The organism is Planctomycetota bacterium, from assembly GCA_033763975.1.
In the GTDB taxonomy this organism is placed as follows: Bacteria; Planctomycetota; Phycisphaerae; order Phycisphaerales; family UBA1924; genus RI-211.
Window position 1 is genome coordinate 245,545 of record JANRJM010000001.1, and the last position, 17,850, is coordinate 263,394.

Annotated in this window: 14 protein-coding genes; 4 read left to right on the plus strand and 10 right to left on the minus strand. The window is 70.7% G+C overall.

Annotated features, from left to right (window positions below; translation table 11 throughout):
- Window positions 1–25: 25 nt before the first annotated feature.
- Window positions 26–994 (plus strand): hypothetical protein, encoded by a 969-nt coding sequence (locus SFY69_01105; protein ID MDX2130631.1) that lies wholly within the window; start codon window positions 26–28, stop codon window positions 992–994.
- Here SFY69_01105 and SFY69_01110 read toward each other — a convergent pair.
- The 3 genes from SFY69_01110 to SFY69_01120 all read right to left on the minus strand — a co-directional run bounded on the left by SFY69_01110 (window position 976) and on the right by SFY69_01120 (window position 3,763).
- Window positions 976–1,692, minus strand: coding sequence for a signal peptidase II (locus tag SFY69_01110; GenBank protein MDX2130632.1), 717 nt, complete (start codon window positions 1,690–1,692; stop codon window positions 976–978). The two genes, SFY69_01105 and SFY69_01110, sit on opposite strands and share 19 nt — an antisense overlap.
- Window positions 1,693–2,601, minus strand: a complete 909-nt coding sequence (locus tag SFY69_01115; GenBank protein ID MDX2130633.1) for a TraR/DksA C4-type zinc finger protein — start codon at window positions 2,599–2,601, stop codon at window positions 1,693–1,695.
- Window positions 2,602–2,713: 112 nt separating this feature from the next.
- Window positions 2,714–3,763, minus strand: a complete 1,050-nt coding sequence (locus tag SFY69_01120; protein ID MDX2130634.1) for an acetyl-CoA carboxylase carboxyltransferase subunit alpha — start codon at window positions 3,761–3,763, stop codon at window positions 2,714–2,716.
- 36 nt (window positions 3,764–3,799) lie between these two features.
- On the opposite strand from SFY69_01120, the gene proC reads away from it, so the two are divergent.
- Entirely contained in the window at window positions 3,800–4,669 is an 870-nt protein-coding gene (gene proC / locus SFY69_01125; GenBank protein ID MDX2130635.1) for a pyrroline-5-carboxylate reductase, read from the plus strand.
- Window positions 4,670–4,720: 51 nt separating this feature from the next.
- Here the strand turns inward: proC and SFY69_01130 are convergent, their stop codons facing one another.
- Genes SFY69_01130 through SFY69_01140 form a run of 3 tightly spaced genes read right to left on the minus strand, consistent with a single transcriptional unit; the run spans window position 4,721 to window position 7,708 of the window.
- On the minus strand, window positions 4,721–5,905 hold the full coding sequence (locus tag SFY69_01130; GenBank protein MDX2130636.1) for an ABC transporter permease: 1,185 nt from the start codon (window positions 5,903–5,905) through the stop codon (window positions 4,721–4,723).
- A complete protein-coding gene (locus tag SFY69_01135; protein ID MDX2130637.1) occupies window positions 5,905–6,972 on the minus strand; it encodes an ABC transporter ATP-binding protein in 1,068 nt (355 codons plus the stop codon). The genes SFY69_01130 and SFY69_01135 overlap by 1 nt, the downstream gene beginning before the upstream one ends.
- Window positions 6,973–6,991: 19 nt before the next feature.
- The gene (locus SFY69_01140) at window positions 6,992–7,708 is read right to left on the minus strand and encodes a class I SAM-dependent methyltransferase (protein ID MDX2130638.1); all 717 of its coding nucleotides are present in this window, start codon (window positions 7,706–7,708) and stop codon (window positions 6,992–6,994) included.
- 15 nt (window positions 7,709–7,723) lie between these two features.
- On the opposite strand from SFY69_01140, the gene SFY69_01145 reads away from it, so the two are divergent.
- Window positions 7,724–9,847, plus strand: coding sequence for a UbiD family decarboxylase (locus tag SFY69_01145; protein MDX2130639.1), 2,124 nt, complete (start codon window positions 7,724–7,726; stop codon window positions 9,845–9,847).
- Here SFY69_01145 and dacB read toward each other — a convergent pair.
- Both dacB and SFY69_01155 read right to left on the minus strand, forming a co-directional pair.
- Window positions 9,808–11,298 (minus strand): D-alanyl-D-alanine carboxypeptidase/D-alanyl-D-alanine-endopeptidase, encoded by a 1,491-nt coding sequence (dacB, locus tag SFY69_01150; protein MDX2130640.1) that lies wholly within the window; start codon window positions 11,296–11,298, stop codon window positions 9,808–9,810. The genes SFY69_01145 and dacB overlap by 40 nt on opposite strands.
- A 109-nt stretch (window positions 11,299–11,407) precedes the next feature.
- Window positions 11,408–11,875, minus strand: a complete 468-nt coding sequence (locus SFY69_01155; GenBank protein MDX2130641.1) for a hypothetical protein — start codon at window positions 11,873–11,875, stop codon at window positions 11,408–11,410.
- Between the two features lie 163 nt (window positions 11,876–12,038).
- Here SFY69_01155 and SFY69_01160 point away from each other — a divergent pair, with 163 nt between their 5' ends.
- Entirely contained in the window at window positions 12,039–12,518 is a 480-nt protein-coding gene (locus SFY69_01160) for a response regulator (GenBank protein ID MDX2130642.1), read from the plus strand.
- 152 nt (window positions 12,519–12,670) lie between these two features.
- On the opposite strand, the gene SFY69_01165 is transcribed toward SFY69_01160, so the two are convergent.
- Both SFY69_01165 and SFY69_01170 read right to left on the minus strand, forming a co-directional pair.
- On the minus strand, window positions 12,671–14,908 hold the full coding sequence (locus SFY69_01165) for a hypothetical protein (GenBank protein ID MDX2130643.1): 2,238 nt from the start codon (window positions 14,906–14,908) through the stop codon (window positions 12,671–12,673).
- Window positions 14,909–15,028: 120 nt separating this feature from the next.
- Complete coding sequence (locus SFY69_01170) at window positions 15,029–17,665, minus strand: hypothetical protein (GenBank protein ID MDX2130644.1); 2,637 nt, start codon at window positions 17,663–17,665, stop codon at window positions 15,029–15,031.
- Window positions 17,666–17,850: the final 185 nt, after the last annotated feature.

The following is a 17,850-nucleotide window of genomic DNA, read 5'->3' on the forward strand; positions in this document are numbered from 1 at the left end:
CTGAGCGCGCACCCAGGGAGGTCGCATGGACCATCAACCGTCGAATGGCGTGTCGGATCGTCGGCGGGACTCGCGGCTGGTGTGGTTTCTGGTGCTGCTGAACTTCGCGGCGGCGCTGGGCGTGACGGTGCTGCTGCTGGTGCGCGAGCAGGACCGAGGCCTGGGGCTGCTGGGGCTGGCCGTGGTGGGCGCGCTGGGCCCGATCGTGGTGCTGATGCTGCGGCGCGAGACGATGTCCGGCGACCGCGAGCTGCTGGCGCGCCTGGACGACGTGCAGCGGAGCGTGCGGCGTCTGGCGGATTCGAGCGTGCTCTCGGACGAGGCCCGACGCGCGCTCAACCGGCGGGAAGAGCGTGACATCCTGTGCCGCGCGATCGAGGAAGACCTCGCGGCGAGGAACTGGGACGCGGCCCTGGCGCTGATCCGCGAGCTGGCCGACCGGTTCGGGTACCGGGCGGAGGCCGAGGGGTTCCGGGCGCGGATCGACGACCTGCGTCGGCAGAGCCTGGAGCAGGAGATCACAGAGGCGATCGGGGTGCTCGACGGGCTGGTGCTGCAGCGCCGGTGGCACGACGCATCGCTGGAAGCGAGCAAGATCATGCGGCTGTACCCGGACTCGCCGCGGGTAGAGCCCCTGCGGGCGCGGGTGGGGCAGGCGTACGACGCGTTCCGCCGGGATCTGGAGAGGCGGTTCCTCCTGGCGGCGCAGGCCGACCGGACGGAGGAAGCGCTGACGCTGCTGCGCGAGCTCGACCAGTACCTGACGCCCGTCGAGGCCGAGCCGCTGCGCGAACTGGCGCGCGGGGTCATCGGTCGGGCGCGCCAGAACCTGGGGGCGCAGTTCCGCCTCGCGTTGCAGGACCACCGGTGGGCCGAGGCGACGCGCCTGGGGCAGCAGATCGTGGAAGAGTTCCCGAACTCGCGGATGGCGGCGGAGGTTCGGGGGATGCTGGACGGGATCCGTCAGCGGGCGAATCAGCCCGCGCCGGCCTGAGAGCCCGAGCCCGTTTGAGAGCCGGGGCCATCGGCCGCGCCGGCCGGTTCGGCGGGCGCCGGGCGGTCGTCGCCGATCGGACGGAGTGTGCGCCAGATGAGCGCGCCGATGCCGATGATGAGGAACAGGTCGGCGATGTTCGAGACGTACGGCCAGACCTCGCGCCCGCCCCAGGGCCACTCGAGCCCGCCCGGGAGCACGACGCCGGGGAGCGGGTGGATGAAGTCGCGCACGCAGGCGTACACGAGCCGGTCGTAGAGGTTGCCCAGCCCGCCCGAGACCAGCAGGCCGACCGCGGCGTGGCTGAGCGTGTCGCGCGCGGTGGTCCACCGCACGAACAGCATCATCGCGAAGACCATCGCGACGCCGGTGAAGAGCATGAACACGCCCCTGCGCCCGGCGCCGATGCCGAACACCGCGCCGGGGTTCAGGACGAGCGTGAACTCGAGCACGTGCGGGACGATGCGGACCGGCTCGTGCGCCGGGATCAGCGCGGATGGATGGTTCGCTCGCATCACCTGCGCTCGGTCGACGACGACGGGCGCGTCGGCGATGTACCGGAACGCCGCCGCCTTGCTGCCCAGGTCGATCACCAGGCCCACGATGATCGTCGCGAGCAGCACGAGCCAGGCACGCCGCGGCTTGCGCGTGGGGTGGACGGGCGTACGCGCGGGCGGGGCTGTGGGCGTCGCGTTCATCTACGAGCGCATCGCGTGGCGTTCGAGCTCGCGCGCGGCTTCGATCGAGTAGCGCGCCCAGGGCAGCTCTTCCAGACGCTCGAGCTTTACCGGCTTGCCCGTCAGTTCGCACACGCCGAACGTGCCCTTCGTGATCCGCACGAGCGCGTCGTCGATCTCGCGGATCAGCTTGCGGTCGGCGGCCGCCAGGTCGAGCGACAGCGACTGCTCCGAAGCGTCGGACCCCTGCTCGGCCAGGTGCGAGGGCATGTTCGAGAGCGAGCCCGACTCGCTCCGCAGCGCCTCACGCTCCATCATGTTCACGTCGCCGACCAGTTCCGCCCGCTTGCGGATCAGGCGCTGGCGGAAGTACTCGATCTGCGTCTCGGACAAGGGCGACACGCCGGTCACCACCGTCTGCGGCAGCTCCGGCCCGCCGTGCTGCCCCAGCGCCCGCGCGGGCGACGCCTTCGGGCCCGACGGGATCAGCGGCTTGCGCGGAGACTTCGGATCCAGCAGGCGCCCGAGCCCCGACGGGATGATGTTCGCCATCGAGATCGGCGCCTTCGCCTTGCGCACCGGCTTGGGCGTCACGATCGTGATCCCCTTGCGCGCGGTCTTCGCGTCGGCCACGGGGGCCGCCTTGGGTTCGGGCGCGGCGGGGGCGGCCTTTGCGCCCTTCTCGGGCTTCTCGTCCGCGCGGGGCTTGGCCGGCGGGCGGGCCTTCTCGCTCTTGGGCTCGGCCTTGGCCGCGGGGCGCGCCTTGGCCTTGGGCTTCGCGGGTGATTCGGCGGCCTTCGCGGGGCGCGAAGCCTTGGGGGCGGGCTTGGAGGCCGCCTTGGCCTTGGCAACGGGCGTCTTCTTCGCGGGTTTTTCGCGCGCGGGCTTTGGCTTCAACGCTTTTTTCTCGGCGGGAGTGTTCTTGGGCACGGGCGACTCCACGCGTGCGCCGGGACACGGAAGGTGTCCCGCGGCGAATGGCCGAAACGCTAGGGGGACACCCCGTGCCAGTCAAAGCCACCAGCGTCCGGGCGCGGGGGTGCTAGACGCCCGGCGTGCCCGCGAGGGCGGTGTCGTCCGGGGGCGTGGCCTCGCCCGGGCTCTCGAGGTACTGGCCCATGCGCCGGAAGCGGGCGTACCGCTGCGCGAGCAGTTCGTCCGGCTCGACGGTGCGCAGCGCGTTGAGCTGCGCCACGATCCACTGCTGGAGCGCGAGCGCGGTAGACCGGGGGTCGCGGTGCGCCCCGCCCAGGGGCTCGGGGATGACCTCGTCGATGATGCCCAGCGAGAGGTTGTCCTGCGCCGTGAGCTTCAGCGCGCGGGCCGCCGCGTGGTTCGTCTGCTCGTTGGCTTCCTTCCAGAGAATGGCGGCGCAGCCCTCGGGGCTGATGACGGAGTACCACGCGTGCTGGAGCATCGCGACGCGGTCGGCGACCGCCAACCCCAGCGCGCCCCCCGACCCGCCCTCGCCGATGACGACGCTCACGATGGGCGTGCGCAGGCGGCTCATCTCGAGCATGTTCACCGCGATGGCCTCGGCCTGGCCGCGCTGCTCGGCACCCAGCCCGGGGTAGGCGCCGGGCGTGTCGACCAGCGTCACGATCGGCACGCCGAACTTCTCGGCCAGTTTCATCTTCGCGAGCGCCTTGCGGTAGCCCTCGGGGTGGGCGCAGCCGAAGTTGCACGCGAGCTTCTCGCTCGTCTGCTTGCCCTTCTGGTGCCCGACGAGCAGGACCTTCAGCGGGCCCAGGCGCGCAAAGCCCGTGACGATCGCCGCGTCGTCGGCGAAGCGCCGGTCGCCGTGCAGTTCCGCGAAGTCGCGGCACATGAGGGCGATGTAATCGCGCGTCTGCGGGCGGAGCGGGTGCCGGGCCACGCGCACCGTGTCCCACGGGGACAGCCTGGCGTACGCCTTCGTGAGCGCCTCTTCACGCTCGCGTCGAAGGGCCGCGAGGTCGTGCTCCACGCGGGCGCGCGCGGCGGGGTCCTCGTCGGCGGCGGGGGTGCGTCGGAGGCGCTCCTCCGCGGATTCGATCTGCTGCTCGACCGCCGCGACCGGCTTCTCGAAGTCCAACTGGTAATAGACCGACATGTGCCGGAAGGATAGGGACACGCACTACCCTGCGGGATGCACACCCCGCACGCCACCCAACCGCCCTCGCTGCTGGTCGTCGGAGCCGGGGCCATGGGCGGCGCGATCGTCGACGGGGCCCTCCGTAGCGCCGTGCTCCCCCCCGACGCCCTCGCCGTGGTCGAACCCGACGCGGGCCGACGCGCACGCCTCCCGCGGACGGTCGAGACGTTCGCGGATCTCGCCGGCGGCGGCGCGTGGCTGCGGGCGCGGGGCGCGCACGCCCAGGTGCTGCTCGCGGTGAAGCCCCAGGCGCTCGCGGACGTGGCGGCGGGGCTGCGCCCGGCGCTGGGCGATGACCCCCGCGTCGTGATCTCCATCCTCGCGGGGACGCCCGGGGCAAAGGTCCGCGCCCTGCTGGCGTGCGCACGCGTCGTGCGGGCGATGCCGAACCTCGCGCTGCGCGTGGGGCGCGGGTGCACGGCGGTGTGCCTGAGCGACGGGGCCGCACACCCCGACGACCACTTCGCGTGCGCGCTCTTCGGGACGGGCGGACAGAAGGTGTTCCGGGTGGACGAGGCGCTCATGGACGCGTTCACGGCGTTGGCGGGCAGCGGGCCGGCGTACGTGTTCTACCTCGCCGAGGCCATGCAGCGGGCGGGCGTGCTCATGGGCTTTGAGCATGCGCAAGCGCTGGAGATGGTGCGAGAGACGATCGCCGGGGCCGCGGCGCTGCTGGCGGAAGGTGCCGGGCAAACCGGCGCGGGCGGCCCAGATCCCGCGACGCTCCGCGCGGGCGTGACGAGCCCGGGCGGGACGACCGCCGCGGCGGTCCGCGTGCTCGAGGACAGCGACGCGATGGAGACCTGGGCCCGCGCGATCCTGGCGGCCCGCGACCGGGGGCGCACGCTGGCGGACGGGCGGTAGGGGCGATGCGCGTGGATCCGAGATCGCGCGCAGGTCAGCAATCGCGGGTGATCAGAAGTCGCGCCGACAGAAAATGACGCACGCGATGCCGAGGATGAAGGCCTCGAAGCCGAGCGAGGTGCCGATGATCCACGCGGTGCTGCGGGCGCGCAGCGCCTTCTCCGAGCCCAACTGCGCCTCGCGGGCGCTCACCTGCACGTCGTCCTGCTCGCCGAACGCGACGGGCTGGTCGTCGTTGGGCGTGCGGAGGCGCTCGAGTTCTTCTTCGCTGATGAGCGTGCGCTCCAGCAGGGCGAGCGTCTCGCTTGTCTTGGGCAGGGGCGTCTTGACCCAGTAGAAGATGCTCGCCCAGCGGGTCCACTTGGCCAGCGACGCGCGCTCGGCGGCGAGCTTCGTCCGCTGGTTCTGAATGAGCGGGTTCTCGGCATCGATCTCGGCCGGCGTGTAGACGGGCGGGGGTGTGCCCTCGGGGGGGGCCGGCTCGCCGGCCTCGGCGCGGCGCTTCTCCCAGATGCGCAGCGACGCGTTGCGCTCGAGCCGCTCCACGCGCTTGGCCAGCACGTTCTCGCGCAGGCGGGTGGTCTCGCGCAGGCTCACGAAGATCCCGTCGGTCGCGTTGAGCCCGAAGAAGAAGAGCCACATGAGCAGGGTGATGAGCAGGGCCGCGATGGTGGAGCGGGTGAGCAGCCCCACGAGCGCGCAGATGCTGAAGAGATAACTGAAGAAGAGGACGACGATCGGGATGGCCCAGAAGAGCTTGGGCATCCAGGCGTCGCCCTTGAAGCCGATGACGACGAACGCGGCGAGCGTGAACACCGTGACCTGCAGCGCGACGAAGAGCAGACCGGTGAGGTACTTCGTGAGGAAGAGGCGCAGTCGCGAGACGGGGCGGCTCAGCGTGAGCTCGATGGAGCCGCTCGACACGAACTCGGGGATGATGCTCGCGGTCGAGATGATCGCGAGGATCGTGGCGCCCCACGACAGCCAGAACCCGATGCCCAGGTTCACGAAGATCATCTTGTAGAACATCGCCGGCTCCATCGTGGAGCGGTTGAAGAAGGGGATGGGGATCTCCCACACGATCACCTTGAGGCCTTTGTCCGTGAGGCCCACGAGCGCGAACGCCGCGACGATCACGACGGAGATGATCATCACGATCCAGAACAGGCGCTTCGCGTTGAGCTCGCGGTACGCGTCGTGGAAGATCGCGATGGTCTGGGTGGCGGCGCGCGACATCAGGCCTTCTCCCGTGCCGCACCCGGCGCGGCGGCCTTGCCCGTGTTCGGATCGGTCACGGCCTGCATGAAGAGGTCTTCGAGCGAAGGCCGCACCGGGCGGATGGACTTGATCACCACGTTCCCCGCGCGCAGGCGGTCGATGATCGGCTGCACGCGCGCCGCGTCGGTCGTGTTGATGGTGATCCCCGCGCGCGTGATGCGGAAGAGTTCGCCCGTCGTGAGCGTGCCGCTCCACGCGACGCGGGGCGCGAGCGCGTTGACGTCGGCGGGCGGGGGGCTCGCGTTCGCGGCCTCTGGCAGCGCGCGGGCGAGCAGGTCGTGCGCGGGCTGGCCTTCGTCGAGCCACAGGTCGATCTCGTAGCGGGCCTGGTCGTCGGTCAGTTCGGCGATGGTGCCCTGGCTGGCGACCTTGCCCTGCACGAGGATCGCCACGCGGTCGCAGACCATCTCGAGCTCGCTGAGCAGGTGCGAGTTGAGGAAGACCGTCTTGCCGCGCTCCTTGAGGCGCTGGACCATGCCCCGGATGTCGCGCCGGCCCACGGGGTCGACGCCGTCGGTGGGCTCGTCGAGGATGACGAGCTCCGGGTCGTTCATGAGCGCCTGCGCGATGCCGATGCGCTGACGCATGCCCTTGCTGTACTGCTTGACCTTCGTCTTGGCCCACGCCGTCATGCCGACGAGTTCCAGCAGTTCGGGGGCGCGGGCGCGCCGTTCGGCTCTGGGCACGCCCGAGAGCGCGCCGTAGAAATCCAGCACCTGCCCGCCGGTGAGGTACTCCGGGAACTTGTGGTGCTCGGGGAGGTAGCCGATGTTGGCGAGCGAGCCCTTGTGCCCCACGGGGCGCCCGAGCACGGTGCCGTCGGCGCGCGAGGGCGAGATGACGGTCATGAGGATCTTGACGAGGGTGCTCTTGCCCGCGCCGTTGGGGCCGAGCAGGCCGAAGACCTCGCCCCGGCGCACGCGCATGTCGATGCCGCGCAGGGCGTGGACCTTCCCGCGGTACTTCTTGTCGACGTGGGTGAGGTCGATGGCCCAGTCGCTGCGGTGTGAGATGGCGACGCTCATGAAACCCCCCGCGAAGCCCTCAGGATACCCGAGACGACGGGGCGGACGCGGGTTGCCCGGCGCGCCGCGCGACGATGTGGAAGACGTGCCATCTCTTCGGGTGCGAGACGGGGTCGACGGCGCTGTCGCGGCGCTCCTCCTGGAAGCGTTCGAGCTCGAACCCCTCGAAGAGCGCCCGCGCCTGGTCGGGCGTGTGGTGCGTGCGGTCGGGCAGGCGGGCCCAGTCGTCGGCGTCGCCGAAGAGCTGGCCCGCGAAGCGCCCGCCGGGGCGGATCGAGCCCGTGACCGCCGCCCACAGGCGCGGGAAGGCGTGCGCCGGGCAGAAGGGCAGCGAGAACGACGCGCACAGCAGCGTGCAAGGCGGGAGCGTGACGTCTTCGAACGACGCGCGCCGGGTTTCGAGGCGCTCGGGGTGCACGAGGTCGTTGCGCCGGCGGAGGCGGTCGAGCCCCTCGTCCGACGCGTCGATCGCCAGCACCCGCCAGCCGCGCCGGAGGAGTTCGGCGGTGTCGCGCCCGTCGCCGCAGCCGAGGTCGATCGCGTCGCGGGACGCATCCGCCGGCGGGTCGGCGTCGAACGAAGAGAGCGCGGCGAGCAGCGTCTCGCGCGGGCCCAGGTGCGCGAGCGAGCGGAAGTAGCCGCCCCAGTCGCGCGAGGCGGCGTACACGTGCGCGGGGAGCAGCGCCTGCCCCGGCGCGGGCGTCTCGTTCCACGGATTGGGCCTGGTCTCGCTCATACGCTCGGGCACCCCATGTACGCCTCGCTCGGAGAGTTCGTTACGGCCCTGGATCGCGCGGGTGAACTCTCGCGAGTATCGGCCCGCGTCTCGCCCGTCCTCGAGATCGCCGAGATCGCCGATCGCGTCAGCAAGTCGCGCTGCCCGGGCCTGCCCAGCGCCCCCGCCCGCGCGACGGACCCGCGGTTCCACGATCGTGGCGGGTCGGCCCTGCTGTTCACGAATGTCGACGGCGCCGACATGCCCGTGCTCATCAACGCCTGGGGGTCGTACCGACGTCTCGAGATGGCGCTGGGCTGCACCGGCGGCGGGTTCGAATCCATCGCCGCACGCATCGCCGAACTCGTGAAGCCCCAACCCCCCCGCACCATCGGCGAGGGCATCGCCGCGGCCCGCCGGTTCTTGCCGCTCTTGCGCACGCCCCCCAGGCGCCGGCGCGGGCTCGGCGAGTGCCAGCAGGTGATGCTGACCGGCGACGGGGTAGACCTCACGCGCCTGCCGATCATCCGCTGCTGGCCTCACGACGGCGACTTCGCGGCCCTGGGCTACCCGGCGGGCGTCAACGACGCGGTCGAGGGGCTCGGGCGCGGCAGCGACTGGGACGCCCGGTTCCGCGGGCGGTTCATCACGCTCGCGGGCATCCACACCGTGCACGCCGACGACCGCGACCACCCGGCCCCGGCGTCGCACAACATCGGGATGTACCGCGTGCAGCTCATGGGGCGCAACCGCCTCGCGATGCACTGGCACCTGCACCACGACGGCGCCCGGCACTGGCGATCGTGGAAGGCGCTGGGCAAGCCCATGCCCGTGGCCGTGGTGCTGGGGGGCGAGAGCGTGATGCCCTACGCGGCGACCGCGCCGCTCCCGCCGGGGATCAGCGAACTGCTCATGGCGGGGTTCCTGCACGGGCGGGGCATCCCGATGGTGCGGGCGAAGACGGTGCCGCTCTGGGTGCCGGCGAATGCCGAGATCGTGATCGAGGGGTTCGTCCGCCCCGACGCGGGGCTGATCGGCTACGACCCGCGCCGCGACGGCGACATCGGCCCGGGCGCCGTGTTCGAGGGCCCGTTCGGCGACCACACCGGGTTCTACTCGATGCCGGACCGGTACCCGATCCTCGACGTCACGGCCATCACACACCGGCGCGAGCCCGTGTACCCGACGACGATCGTGGGCTACCCGCCGCAGGAGGACTACTACCTCGGGAAGGCGACGGAGCGGATCTTCCTGCCGCTGCTCAAGACGCTGGTGCCGGACATCGAGGACTACGACCTGCCGCTGTTCGGGGCGTTCCACAACTGCGCGTTCGTCAAGGTCCGCAAGGCGTACCCGCTGCAGGCGCGCCGTGTCATGCACGCGATCTGGGGCGCCGGGCAGATGTCGTGGACGAAGGCGATCGTGGTGGTCGACGACGACGTCGACGTGCACGATCACCCCGGCGTGATGCGTGCCGTGGGCGAGCGCTGCGTGCCGGCGCGAGACAGCGAGTTGGTGCGCGGGCCGCTCGACATCCTGGACCACGCGGCCCCGTTCCTGGGCGCGGGCGGAAAGATGGGCCTCGACGCGACCCGCAAGAGCGACCCCGCCGAAACCCACCGGGTGCTGGACGAGTTGGCGCGGGAGTTGTGCGACGCCGGGCCGGTCAACGCCGTCCTCGGTGACGACGCCCGCGCGACCGAAACGCGCGTGCGGGCGGTCGAGGGCGTGCTCGACGCGCGCGTGCCGGAGGAACTGGGCGGGTGGTGGCTGCTCGTGCGCCTGGCGAAGACCGCCCCGGGCGACGGCGCGCGGCTCATCAAGGCCCTCGGCGGGCTTACGGGCGAGTGCGCCCTTCCCCGCTGGATCGTCGTTGTTGGCCCGGATGCCGACGTCGCGAACGCCGACGACGCGTTCTTTCACTGGATGGCCAACGCGGCCCCCGACCGTGATCGCGTGCTCAGCAAGTGCGGGCGGCGGGTCGCGTTCGACGCGACGCCCAAGGGACCGGGCGACGAGGCCCACGGGCTGCCCGTGCGCGAGTGGCCCCCGTTCATCCGCATGCCGCCGGATATCGGCGCGCGGGTGACGGCCCGGTGGGCCGAGTACGGCCTGGCGCCTCAGCGGGGCGAGGCCGCCGGCGCGAGCGATACGAGATAGCGGTCGATGATCTTCACGACGTCCTCGTGGAGATTGAGGGCGCCGGCGGTCTGCGTGTCGGTGCGGATGTCGTTGACCATGACGCTAAAGGCGACGCGCCGCCCGCTGCTCGGGTCGACGACGTAGCCCGAGAGCGTCCGCACGCCGTTGATGAACCCGCTCTTGGCGTAGAGCTCGTTCTGGAGGCGCACGCCCGAGAAGCGCCGGCGGAGCGTGCCCTGCCCGGGGCGGGCGAGCGAGGCGGTGAACATGTCGCGGGCCGCGTCGTTCGAGGCCAGCACGCCGAGCCAGCGCGTCAGCGTCGCGGGCGCGACGGCGTTGTCGCGCGACAGGCCCGAGCCGTCGGCGATGGTGACGTCGCCCGCGGCCCGGGCGCCCAGGTGCTGGGAGATCATCATGCGCAGCACCGCGCCGCCGTTGCTCCACGACCCCGGCTCGCGCGTCACCTCATGCCCGAGACGCTTCAGAAGGGCCTCGGCGTACAAGTTCGCCGAGTCGCTGTTGCAGCGGTGCAGCACTTCCTCGATGGGCGTGTTGACGGCGGCGATCACCCGCCCGCCCTCGAAGACGTCCCCCTCCGAGGCGACACGCGAGGTGCTCCCGCCCGTGCCGTCGCCGATGCGCACGCCCGCGCGGGAAAGGTGATCGGCCAGCAGTTGGCCCACGAACTCCGGCGGGTTGTGGATGGTGATCTCGACGCCCACCTGGGCGGCCTGGCGCACCTCGCCCCGCAGCGTGAAGCGGTTGGAAAATGGCTCGCGCGAGAGCCACACGCTGTTCTTGCCCTGCGAGGTCGTTCGCGCGCGGTTCTCGACTTCGATCCATGGCGCGTCGGGCTGGATCGAGTACGTCGGCAGCGAGCCGGCGCCGCCGCGACCGGGCCCGGGGAACGCCAGCAGCACGTTCGCGTGGAAGTTCACGCCCGCGACCTCCGCGCTGTACCCGCGGTCGAGCTTCTCGGTGGGCCAGCTCGGGTGCACGAACTGCCGGTCAAAGACGCGGTCGTCCACCACGATCTCGGTCGCCTGCACCACGCCGGCCTTCTGCGCGGCCCCCGCCAGCACGCCCAGCACGTCGCTCACGGTGAGGCGCGGGTTCATGCGCGCCAACAGGTCCGGGTCCGCCAGCGCGGGATCGCCCGAGCCCTTGAACACCAGACGGTCGCCGTCCTGGACGAGTTCGGTGCGGAACTGGAACGCGGGCGAGAGCGCCAGCAGGGCGGCGCCGCTCGTGAGCACTTTCATGTTCGACGCCGGGATCATCGGCTGATCGGCGCGCACGTCGGACAGCACCTGCCCGGAGGTGACGTCGCGGATGCTGATGCCCACGGTGGCGGCGCCGAGCTTCGCGTTCGAGACGGCGCGCGAGACTTCGTTCGACAGCGCGAGCGACTGGGCACCCGCGGCCGCCGGAAAAAGACAGGCGGCGAGAACGAACGCGACTCGATTCATCCCATTCCTCCCAGTCCGCCCAGACTGCCGATGGCCGGGCATCTCCCCACCACCCCAGTGCATCGGCACGCACAGTGCGCGGGCTTGATCGGGATGAAGGCGAGGGCGCTCAGGTCGCGGCGGCCATCGGGGGCTGCACGGTCAGGCCGAGGGTGACGAGGTCGAGCACCTCCTCGACCTGCGCCTTGCTCTGGATGTCCCAGGTCGCCCAGCGGATGCCGTTGACCGACGGCGCGTGCACCAGGGTATCGCGCACGGACTTGCCGACGCGCTTGGGAGACATCGCGCGGAGCGTGAACTCCGGGAATGGGATGCACAGTCGGGGCTTGGCCGGGTCGGGGACGACATAGGCGCAGGCGATGGGGGGCATGGGATTCGGGCCGTACCGCAGGCACCAGTTCCAGACGCCCTGCCAGCAGACGGACTCGGTGAAGGCATGCGTGCCGGTGAGGATGCGCCGGGCGTGCTCCACGGCAGGGCCGAACGCGCGGGGCAGCTCGCCGACGAGCGAGTGCGCCTCGGGGACCCGAAAGCGGTCCGACCACGCCGGACGATGCCGTGCTGCGAGACCTGACATGCGTTCGCCCCGTGCCTGCCCTCGACCGAGGGCCAAGTCGCATCCAGCGAAGGGTTTATAGGGTACTTCCCCTAGAAAGTCCAGCGCGGGCTGTGGAAACGGCGGGCCGACGCGCGGGAGGGGCAGCATCCGTACCATGGCGGTTCGCACAGGAGACCAGCGGATGACCGACCCGCGACCGACCGACACCGACGGGATCGACCTCGACGTGTCCACGTGCAACATCCTGGTCGTCGACGACAACGAGCAGAATCTCGAACTGCTCATCGCGTACCTGGAGGAACTGGGGTGCGAGATCCGCACCGCGGCGGACGGGGCCCAGGCGCTGGCCGAGATCGAGCGGCGTCGTCCGGACCTGGTGCTGCTCGACGTCATGATGCCCCGCATGAGCGGGTTCCAGGTGTGCGAGCGCATCAAGCGTGACGCCGCCACGGCGGATCTGCAGGTGGTGATGGTGACCGCGCTCAACGAAGTATCGGACGTGGAGCGCGCGGTGGAATCCGGCGCGGACGACTTTCTGACCAAGCCGGTCAACCGGATCGAACTGCTGGCGCGCGTCCGGAGCCTGCTGCGGGTCAGTATCCTGCACCGCAAGCTCCAGCGGACCATCGCGGAGCTCCGCCGGCGTTCGCCGGACGGCTGAGGCGGCACGAAGAAGACAGAAGGCTCTTGGCACGAACCCAGACACGAGAAGCAAGGCACTCGGGATTAGGCATTAGGCATTAGGCAATGGGCATTGTGCATCGGGCATTCGGCGCATCTTCCCGAATGCCGAATGCCGAATGCCTGTCCCTCTCACGGGCACGGCGCCCCGGCGACGACCTGGGTCAGTGCCGAGATGTCGTCCTGGTCGACGTTGCCGTCGGCGTTGAAGTCCGGGTCGGAGGCGGAGCAGCCCGGGTCTCCGGCGACGACCTGCGTGAGGCACGCGACGTCGTCCTGATCGACGTTGCCGTCCTGATTGAAGTCCGGGTCGCAGGTGGGCCCGCCGGCGAACGTGTTGCCGACGTACATGACGACGTTGTACGACTCGTCGGGGCTGTCGATGTCCGAGCCGGGGCGGGTGGGGTCGGCGTAGTCGCCGTCCTGGTCGACGTCGTAGGTGATGCGCGCGACGAGGGCGAGCCCGCCCAGGGCGCGGGGGTCGATGGTCGCGAGCGAATCGGTGGGAACGGCGTTCCAGGCGCTGGCCGAGACGCTGGAGGCGAACATGGACGCGGAGGAGATGGAGTCGCCGTCGGCGAGGACGAGCGAGTCGATGCGGTAGTTGCGCGCGCTGTTGCGTCCGGGAAGGATGTCGCCGGCCTTCAGCACGACGTCGAGTTCGTAGCAGAAGGCGGCGGGGTTGTAGATGGCGCGGACCAGGGCGAGCGTGGGCTCGGCGACGATGCCGCCGGGCGTCGAGCGGTTGAGTTCGACGGCGGCGATGAAGTAGAGGTTGCCGACGCTGTCGATGCCCGGGACGGAGATGGAAGGGCCGGCGAAGCCCAGGGGCGTGCTGGCGAGCGAAACGATGCGTCCGATGGGGGCGTCGGTGGCGTCGACGGAGCCGTCGCGCTCGCCCGCGTCGTTGGTGTCGGGCGTGCCGTCGGCGCCGAAGTCGCCGCGGATGTCCTTGCCGAGCCCGGTGGCGGGATCAACCCAGGCGGCGAGCACCCACTGCGCGGGCACGCCGGGCTGCGAGAGGTCCGCGCGGGCCACGGCGATGGCGTTGAACGACGAGGCGGGGTTGGCGGGGACGCCCGCGTAGAGCACGCCGGCGGCGAGGGCCCGCCCGGCCTGATCGCGCCCCAACGCGACGGGGCCCACGGGCCCGCGGAAGGTGGTCTGGCTGTCGTAGCCACGCAGGCCGCCCGCGCTGGACATCCAGGTGAACGGGCGACAGGGGTCGAGCACGACGGAGGGCAGCGTGAGCGTGCGCGATGCGAGGACGACGGCGTTGGCGTCGAGCGCGGCGAGGCTGATGGAATCGACCGGGCCGTTGGCGCCCGTGCTGCGCGCGAGCGTGGCGGCGGTGGCGACGCCCGTGGGGAAGAGCGGCTGGGGGCGGATCGAGGCGCTGCCCCGGTGATCCAGCGTGCCCGGGCGGTGGGCGGTGGTCGTCGCGAGCGCGAGCGGCGTGGTCTCGGCGCCGAGGCGCCCCACGAAGTCGGCGCCGACGAGCACGGAGCGCCCGGCGATGTCGGCGGGCAACGCCGCGGGGACGGCGTGGGTGAGCGTGGAACGCTGGAGCAGCCAATCCACCGCCGCGGCGTTGGCGGCGCCGTTGTTGTCGATGGGGTTTGACACCCCGGAGCGGCCCGGCAGGCGGACGCGGAAGTAGTTGTCGCCGACGAGCGGGTTCGTGGGGTTGGCGCTGCCGAACGAGTCGGCGCGGAAGACCAGGTTGCCAGCGGCGTCGATGGTGCCCAGGCCGAGTTGCGAGCGATCGGTGAGGGTGGGGGTGGTGCTGTTGTGGGCCGCCATCACGCGCGTGACGAACAGGCGGTCGGGCTGGTTGGGGTCGTAGGCGGCCTGCGCGCCCTGCAGGACGTTCGAGAAGAAGAAGGTGGAACTGCTGAGTTGTTCGTCCACGTCAAGGCAGGCGAGGGCGAAGAGCGTGGCGGAGGCGGGGGGCGAGACGAGCGTGTTGAGGGCGGGGTTGTTCTCGCCGGTGTGGAGCCCGCCGCCGGCCTGGGTCCAGAGGGTGTACGTCGGCGCGGGCAGCGCGGCGCCGGTGACGAGGGACGGACTGATGGTGGTGGCGGCGGCGAAGGCGTTGAAGCGCGTGGTGTTGATGCGTCCGGACTTGATGACGGGCGCGGCGCCGAAGGGCGTTCCCCACGCGGAGACGATGGGGGAAAGGTCGACGACGAAGCTCTGGCGCTGGTAGACCCCGCTCCAGGGCGCGGGCGCGTCGCCGGGCAGGCCGTTGCCGGCGTTGGCGTTGCGGGAAACACTGTCCTGGGCGCCGGCGAAGGCGGCGAGGAGGACGACGGGGAGAGTGGCGGCGCGGAGGTGCATGGTGGAGTTCCGGCGTGGCGGGAAGAGCAAGGTGGATGGTATCGACGTATTCGGACGCGCCAACGCCGAAGTTTGGGTGCGCAACGAAAAACCGCCCCGGCGGGTGCCGGGGCGGTTGAGCGGACGCGATGTACGGAGCGGACGCGTCGTTTAGGGGCAGGGCGAGCCGCCGACGACCTGGGAGAGGGCGTCGATGTCATCCTGGTCGACGTTGCCGTCCTGGTTGAAGTCCGGGTCCATGGAGGAGCAGTCGGTGTCGCCGGCGACGACCTGGGAGAGGCAGGCGATGTCGTCCTGATCGGCGTTGCCGTCCTGGTTGAAGTCCGGGTCGCAGGGGGGCGGAGTGGGGACGCAGTTGATGGTCAGCGTGCCGGTGCCGACGGCGCCGTTGGTGCCGCCGACGCGGATGGTGTAGGACTGGCCGGCGACGACGGGGATGGAAACGCTGGAGCGCCCGGAGGGGCAGTCGTCGTCGGAACAGTCGAGGAGGCGGCTATCGAAGTTGGTGCAGGTGTCCCCGCTGTAGATGGCGATGCGGGTGTTGAAGGAGGCGGCGGCGCAGGTGTCGACGGTGAGCTGGCCATCGCAGAGGGAGGGGTAGTTGAACCAGATGTCGTTGGTGATCTGGTTGGAGGCGTTGAAGGAGCACGCGGCGTGGGTGGGCCCGTCGGTGGTGGCGCCGAGGGTGGTGAAGGGGTTGGAGCCGTTGGACACGCCCGCGCGATTGTTGCAGTTGTCGTTGATGGGCGGGAGGACGCCGCCGCCGCCGACGACGCGGATGGTGTAGTTACCCGTGGCGCCCTGGTATCCGGCGAGGCGGATGAGGTAGGTGGTGCCGGCGACGCCGTTGACGGTGATGGAGGACTGGAGCGTTCCGGTGCAGGGCCCGGTGGTGCCCTCGTCGTCGTTGCAGACGATCTGCGAGAGCGAGCCGCAGGTGCCGGAGTAGGCGGCGAGGACGGTGTCGTAGGAGCTGTTGCAGGTGTTGACCTGGAAGTTGCCGGAGACCTGGGGTGTGTATCGGAACCAGATGTCGGCCGACGACCCGGACTGGCCGCAGGAGGCCGTGCCGTCGTTGGTCGCCTCGACGGTGGTGCCGCTGACAGGGCTGTTGTCGGCGAGGATGGTGGCGTTGGCGCAGTTGTCGTTGGTGGGCCCGCAGTCGGGCGGGGTGATGGTGAGGGTGCCGGTGCCGGTGATGGCGTTGTACCCGCCGACGCGGATGAGGTAGGAGGTGTTGGGGGTGGTGGCGAGTGTGACGGAGGAGTGGAGCGAGCCCGTGCCGCAGACGGCGGTGTTGTCGTCGTTGCAGGCGAGGTGTGAGTTATCGGTGGGGCAGGTGCCGGTGTCGGCGTAGACGGCGATCTTGGTGTCGTAGGCGCTGCCGCAGGTGCTGATCACGGAGTTGCCGGCGCAGTTGGGGCTGGTCCAGCGGAACCAGATGTCGTTACCGACCTGGTTGTAGTTGAACTCGTTGCAGGCGAGCGGGCCGTCGGTGGTCGCGCCGACCGTGGAGAACGGGGTGGCGCCGCTGCCGACGGAGGCCGCGAACGCGCAGGCGTCGTTGATGGGTTGCTGGGTGCCGGTGGGGCTGGGAATGACCGTAGAAATGGTGACGGAAGAGGGTGACCCGGTGCGGAAGAGCCCGATGGTGGCGTTGCCCGAGGCGGGCGGGACGGCGCACTCGAACTCGTATGAGTAGATCGTGTCCCAGCGGAGGGCGTTGGCGTTGGGGTTCTGCGCGAAGGTCTGGGACGCCCAGGTCTGGGCCGTGGAAGTCGTGGAGGGGGTCCAGTTGGTGAGCGAGAAGGGCTCGCCGGAGTGATAGTCGACATCGTCGAACACGACGTTGGTGACGCTGCTGGTCTGCACGTTGGGGAGCGGGATGCTGAGGGACTGTGCGGAGCGGTGGCTGTTGAGGTTCTGGACGGAGTAGCGGTAGCGCCATCGTCCGCCGCCGAGATCGGTGGCCTTGGCGGCGACGTAGAAGCGTCCGTCGCCGGGGACGTCGACGCTGGTGATGAAGACGTCGGGGTCGGGCTGATTCGCGCCCAGGCCGTGGTCCTTCCAGGCGAAGATGGCCGGGCGGGTGCGCTGGGTGGTGCCGACGAGGGCGGGGGCGAAAGTCACGGAATCGATGGTGGCGCGCCGGTAGGAGGCGTTGTTCAGGCCGTTGCCCGCGGCGGCGTCGTCGGGGGCGATGTACATGGCCGAGACGAAGTACAGCGCGCCGGGGGTCTGCAGATCGGCGGTGGGGACCTGGAGGCGCTTGAAGATGGTGCCCGAACCGCTGCTGTTGGTGTAGGGGTAGGGGTACGCGCCGGTGGCAGCGTTGACCTCCCACTTGGGGCCGAGGCGGCCCTGGTCGCCGTTCAGGCCCGCGCCGTAGGGATCGGAGCAGTGAACGCCCAGGCGCGTGCCGTTGGGGTAGGCGGCGCAATCGGTGTAGCAGACGTCGCCCTGGAGAGCGGTGAAGCCGTGCTTGAGCCACGACTGGCCGATCTGTTCGAAGCGGCCTGTGGCCGGCACGAGCCGGTACATGTTGCCGGAGATGACGGGGTGCTGGTTCGTGCTGGCGATCCAGAGGAGTGGCGTGTCGCCCGCGTTGCAGGAGATCGTGCCGACGGAGTAGGCCTGCACGGGCACGCCGTTGGAAGTGCCCGAACCCCAGCGGGTGATCTCGTGGAGGTCGCCGACGATGACGTCGGGCCCGGCGAGCGCAGAGCCCGCGAGCACGGTGAGCGAGGCGGCCTGGATCAGTCGTTTGAGCACGTCAGAACGCTTCATGTTGATGCACTCCCATGGATCCTGCGAAACTCGGGGGGTGTGAAGCCCGCCCGCGCGGACGAGCGCCGCGGCATGATGAAGGTGGAGCATAATGAGGATGGCAAACTCCGCAAGGTCCGAAGTCTCTGCAACCCGAGGATTTGCACCCTAGATTCCCCGGGAGTGCGTTCTGACGGCGCGCGGGC

Bases quoted from the DNA above. Each gene is read 5' to 3' on its own strand.
- SFY69_01140 (MDX2130638.1), bottom strand. From the start codon at position 7,708: ATGAGCGAGACCAGGCCCAATCCGTGGAACGAGACGCCCGCGCCGGGG.
- proC (MDX2130635.1), top strand. From the start codon at position 3,800: ATGCACACCCCGCACGCCACCCAACCGCCCTCGCTGCTGGTCGTCGGA.
- SFY69_01130 (MDX2130636.1), bottom strand. From the start codon at position 5,905: ATGTCGCGCGCCGCCACCCAGACCATCGCGATCTTCCACGACGCGTAC.
- SFY69_01160 (MDX2130642.1), top strand. From the start codon at position 12,039: ATGACCGACCCGCGACCGACCGACACCGACGGGATCGACCTCGACGTG.
- SFY69_01155 (MDX2130641.1), bottom strand. From the start codon at position 11,875: ATGTCAGGTCTCGCAGCACGGCATCGTCCGGCGTGGTCGGACCGCTTT.
- SFY69_01135 (MDX2130637.1), bottom strand. From the start codon at position 6,972: ATGAGCGTCGCCATCTCACACCGCAGCGACTGGGCCATCGACCTCACC.
- SFY69_01120 (MDX2130634.1), bottom strand. From the start codon at position 3,763: ATGTCGGTCTATTACCAGTTGGACTTCGAGAAGCCGGTCGCGGCGGTC.
- SFY69_01105 (MDX2130631.1), top strand. From the start codon at position 26: ATGGACCATCAACCGTCGAATGGCGTGTCGGATCGTCGGCGGGACTCG.
- SFY69_01170 (MDX2130644.1), bottom strand. From the start codon at position 17,665: ATGAAGCGTTCTGACGTGCTCAAACGACTGATCCAGGCCGCCTCGCTC.
- SFY69_01110 (MDX2130632.1), bottom strand. From the start codon at position 1,692: ATGAACGCGACGCCCACAGCCCCGCCCGCGCGTACGCCCGTCCACCCC.
- SFY69_01145 (MDX2130639.1), top strand. From the start codon at position 7,724: ATGTACGCCTCGCTCGGAGAGTTCGTTACGGCCCTGGATCGCGCGGGT.
- dacB (MDX2130640.1), bottom strand. From the start codon at position 11,298: ATGAATCGAGTCGCGTTCGTTCTCGCCGCCTGTCTTTTTCCGGCGGCC.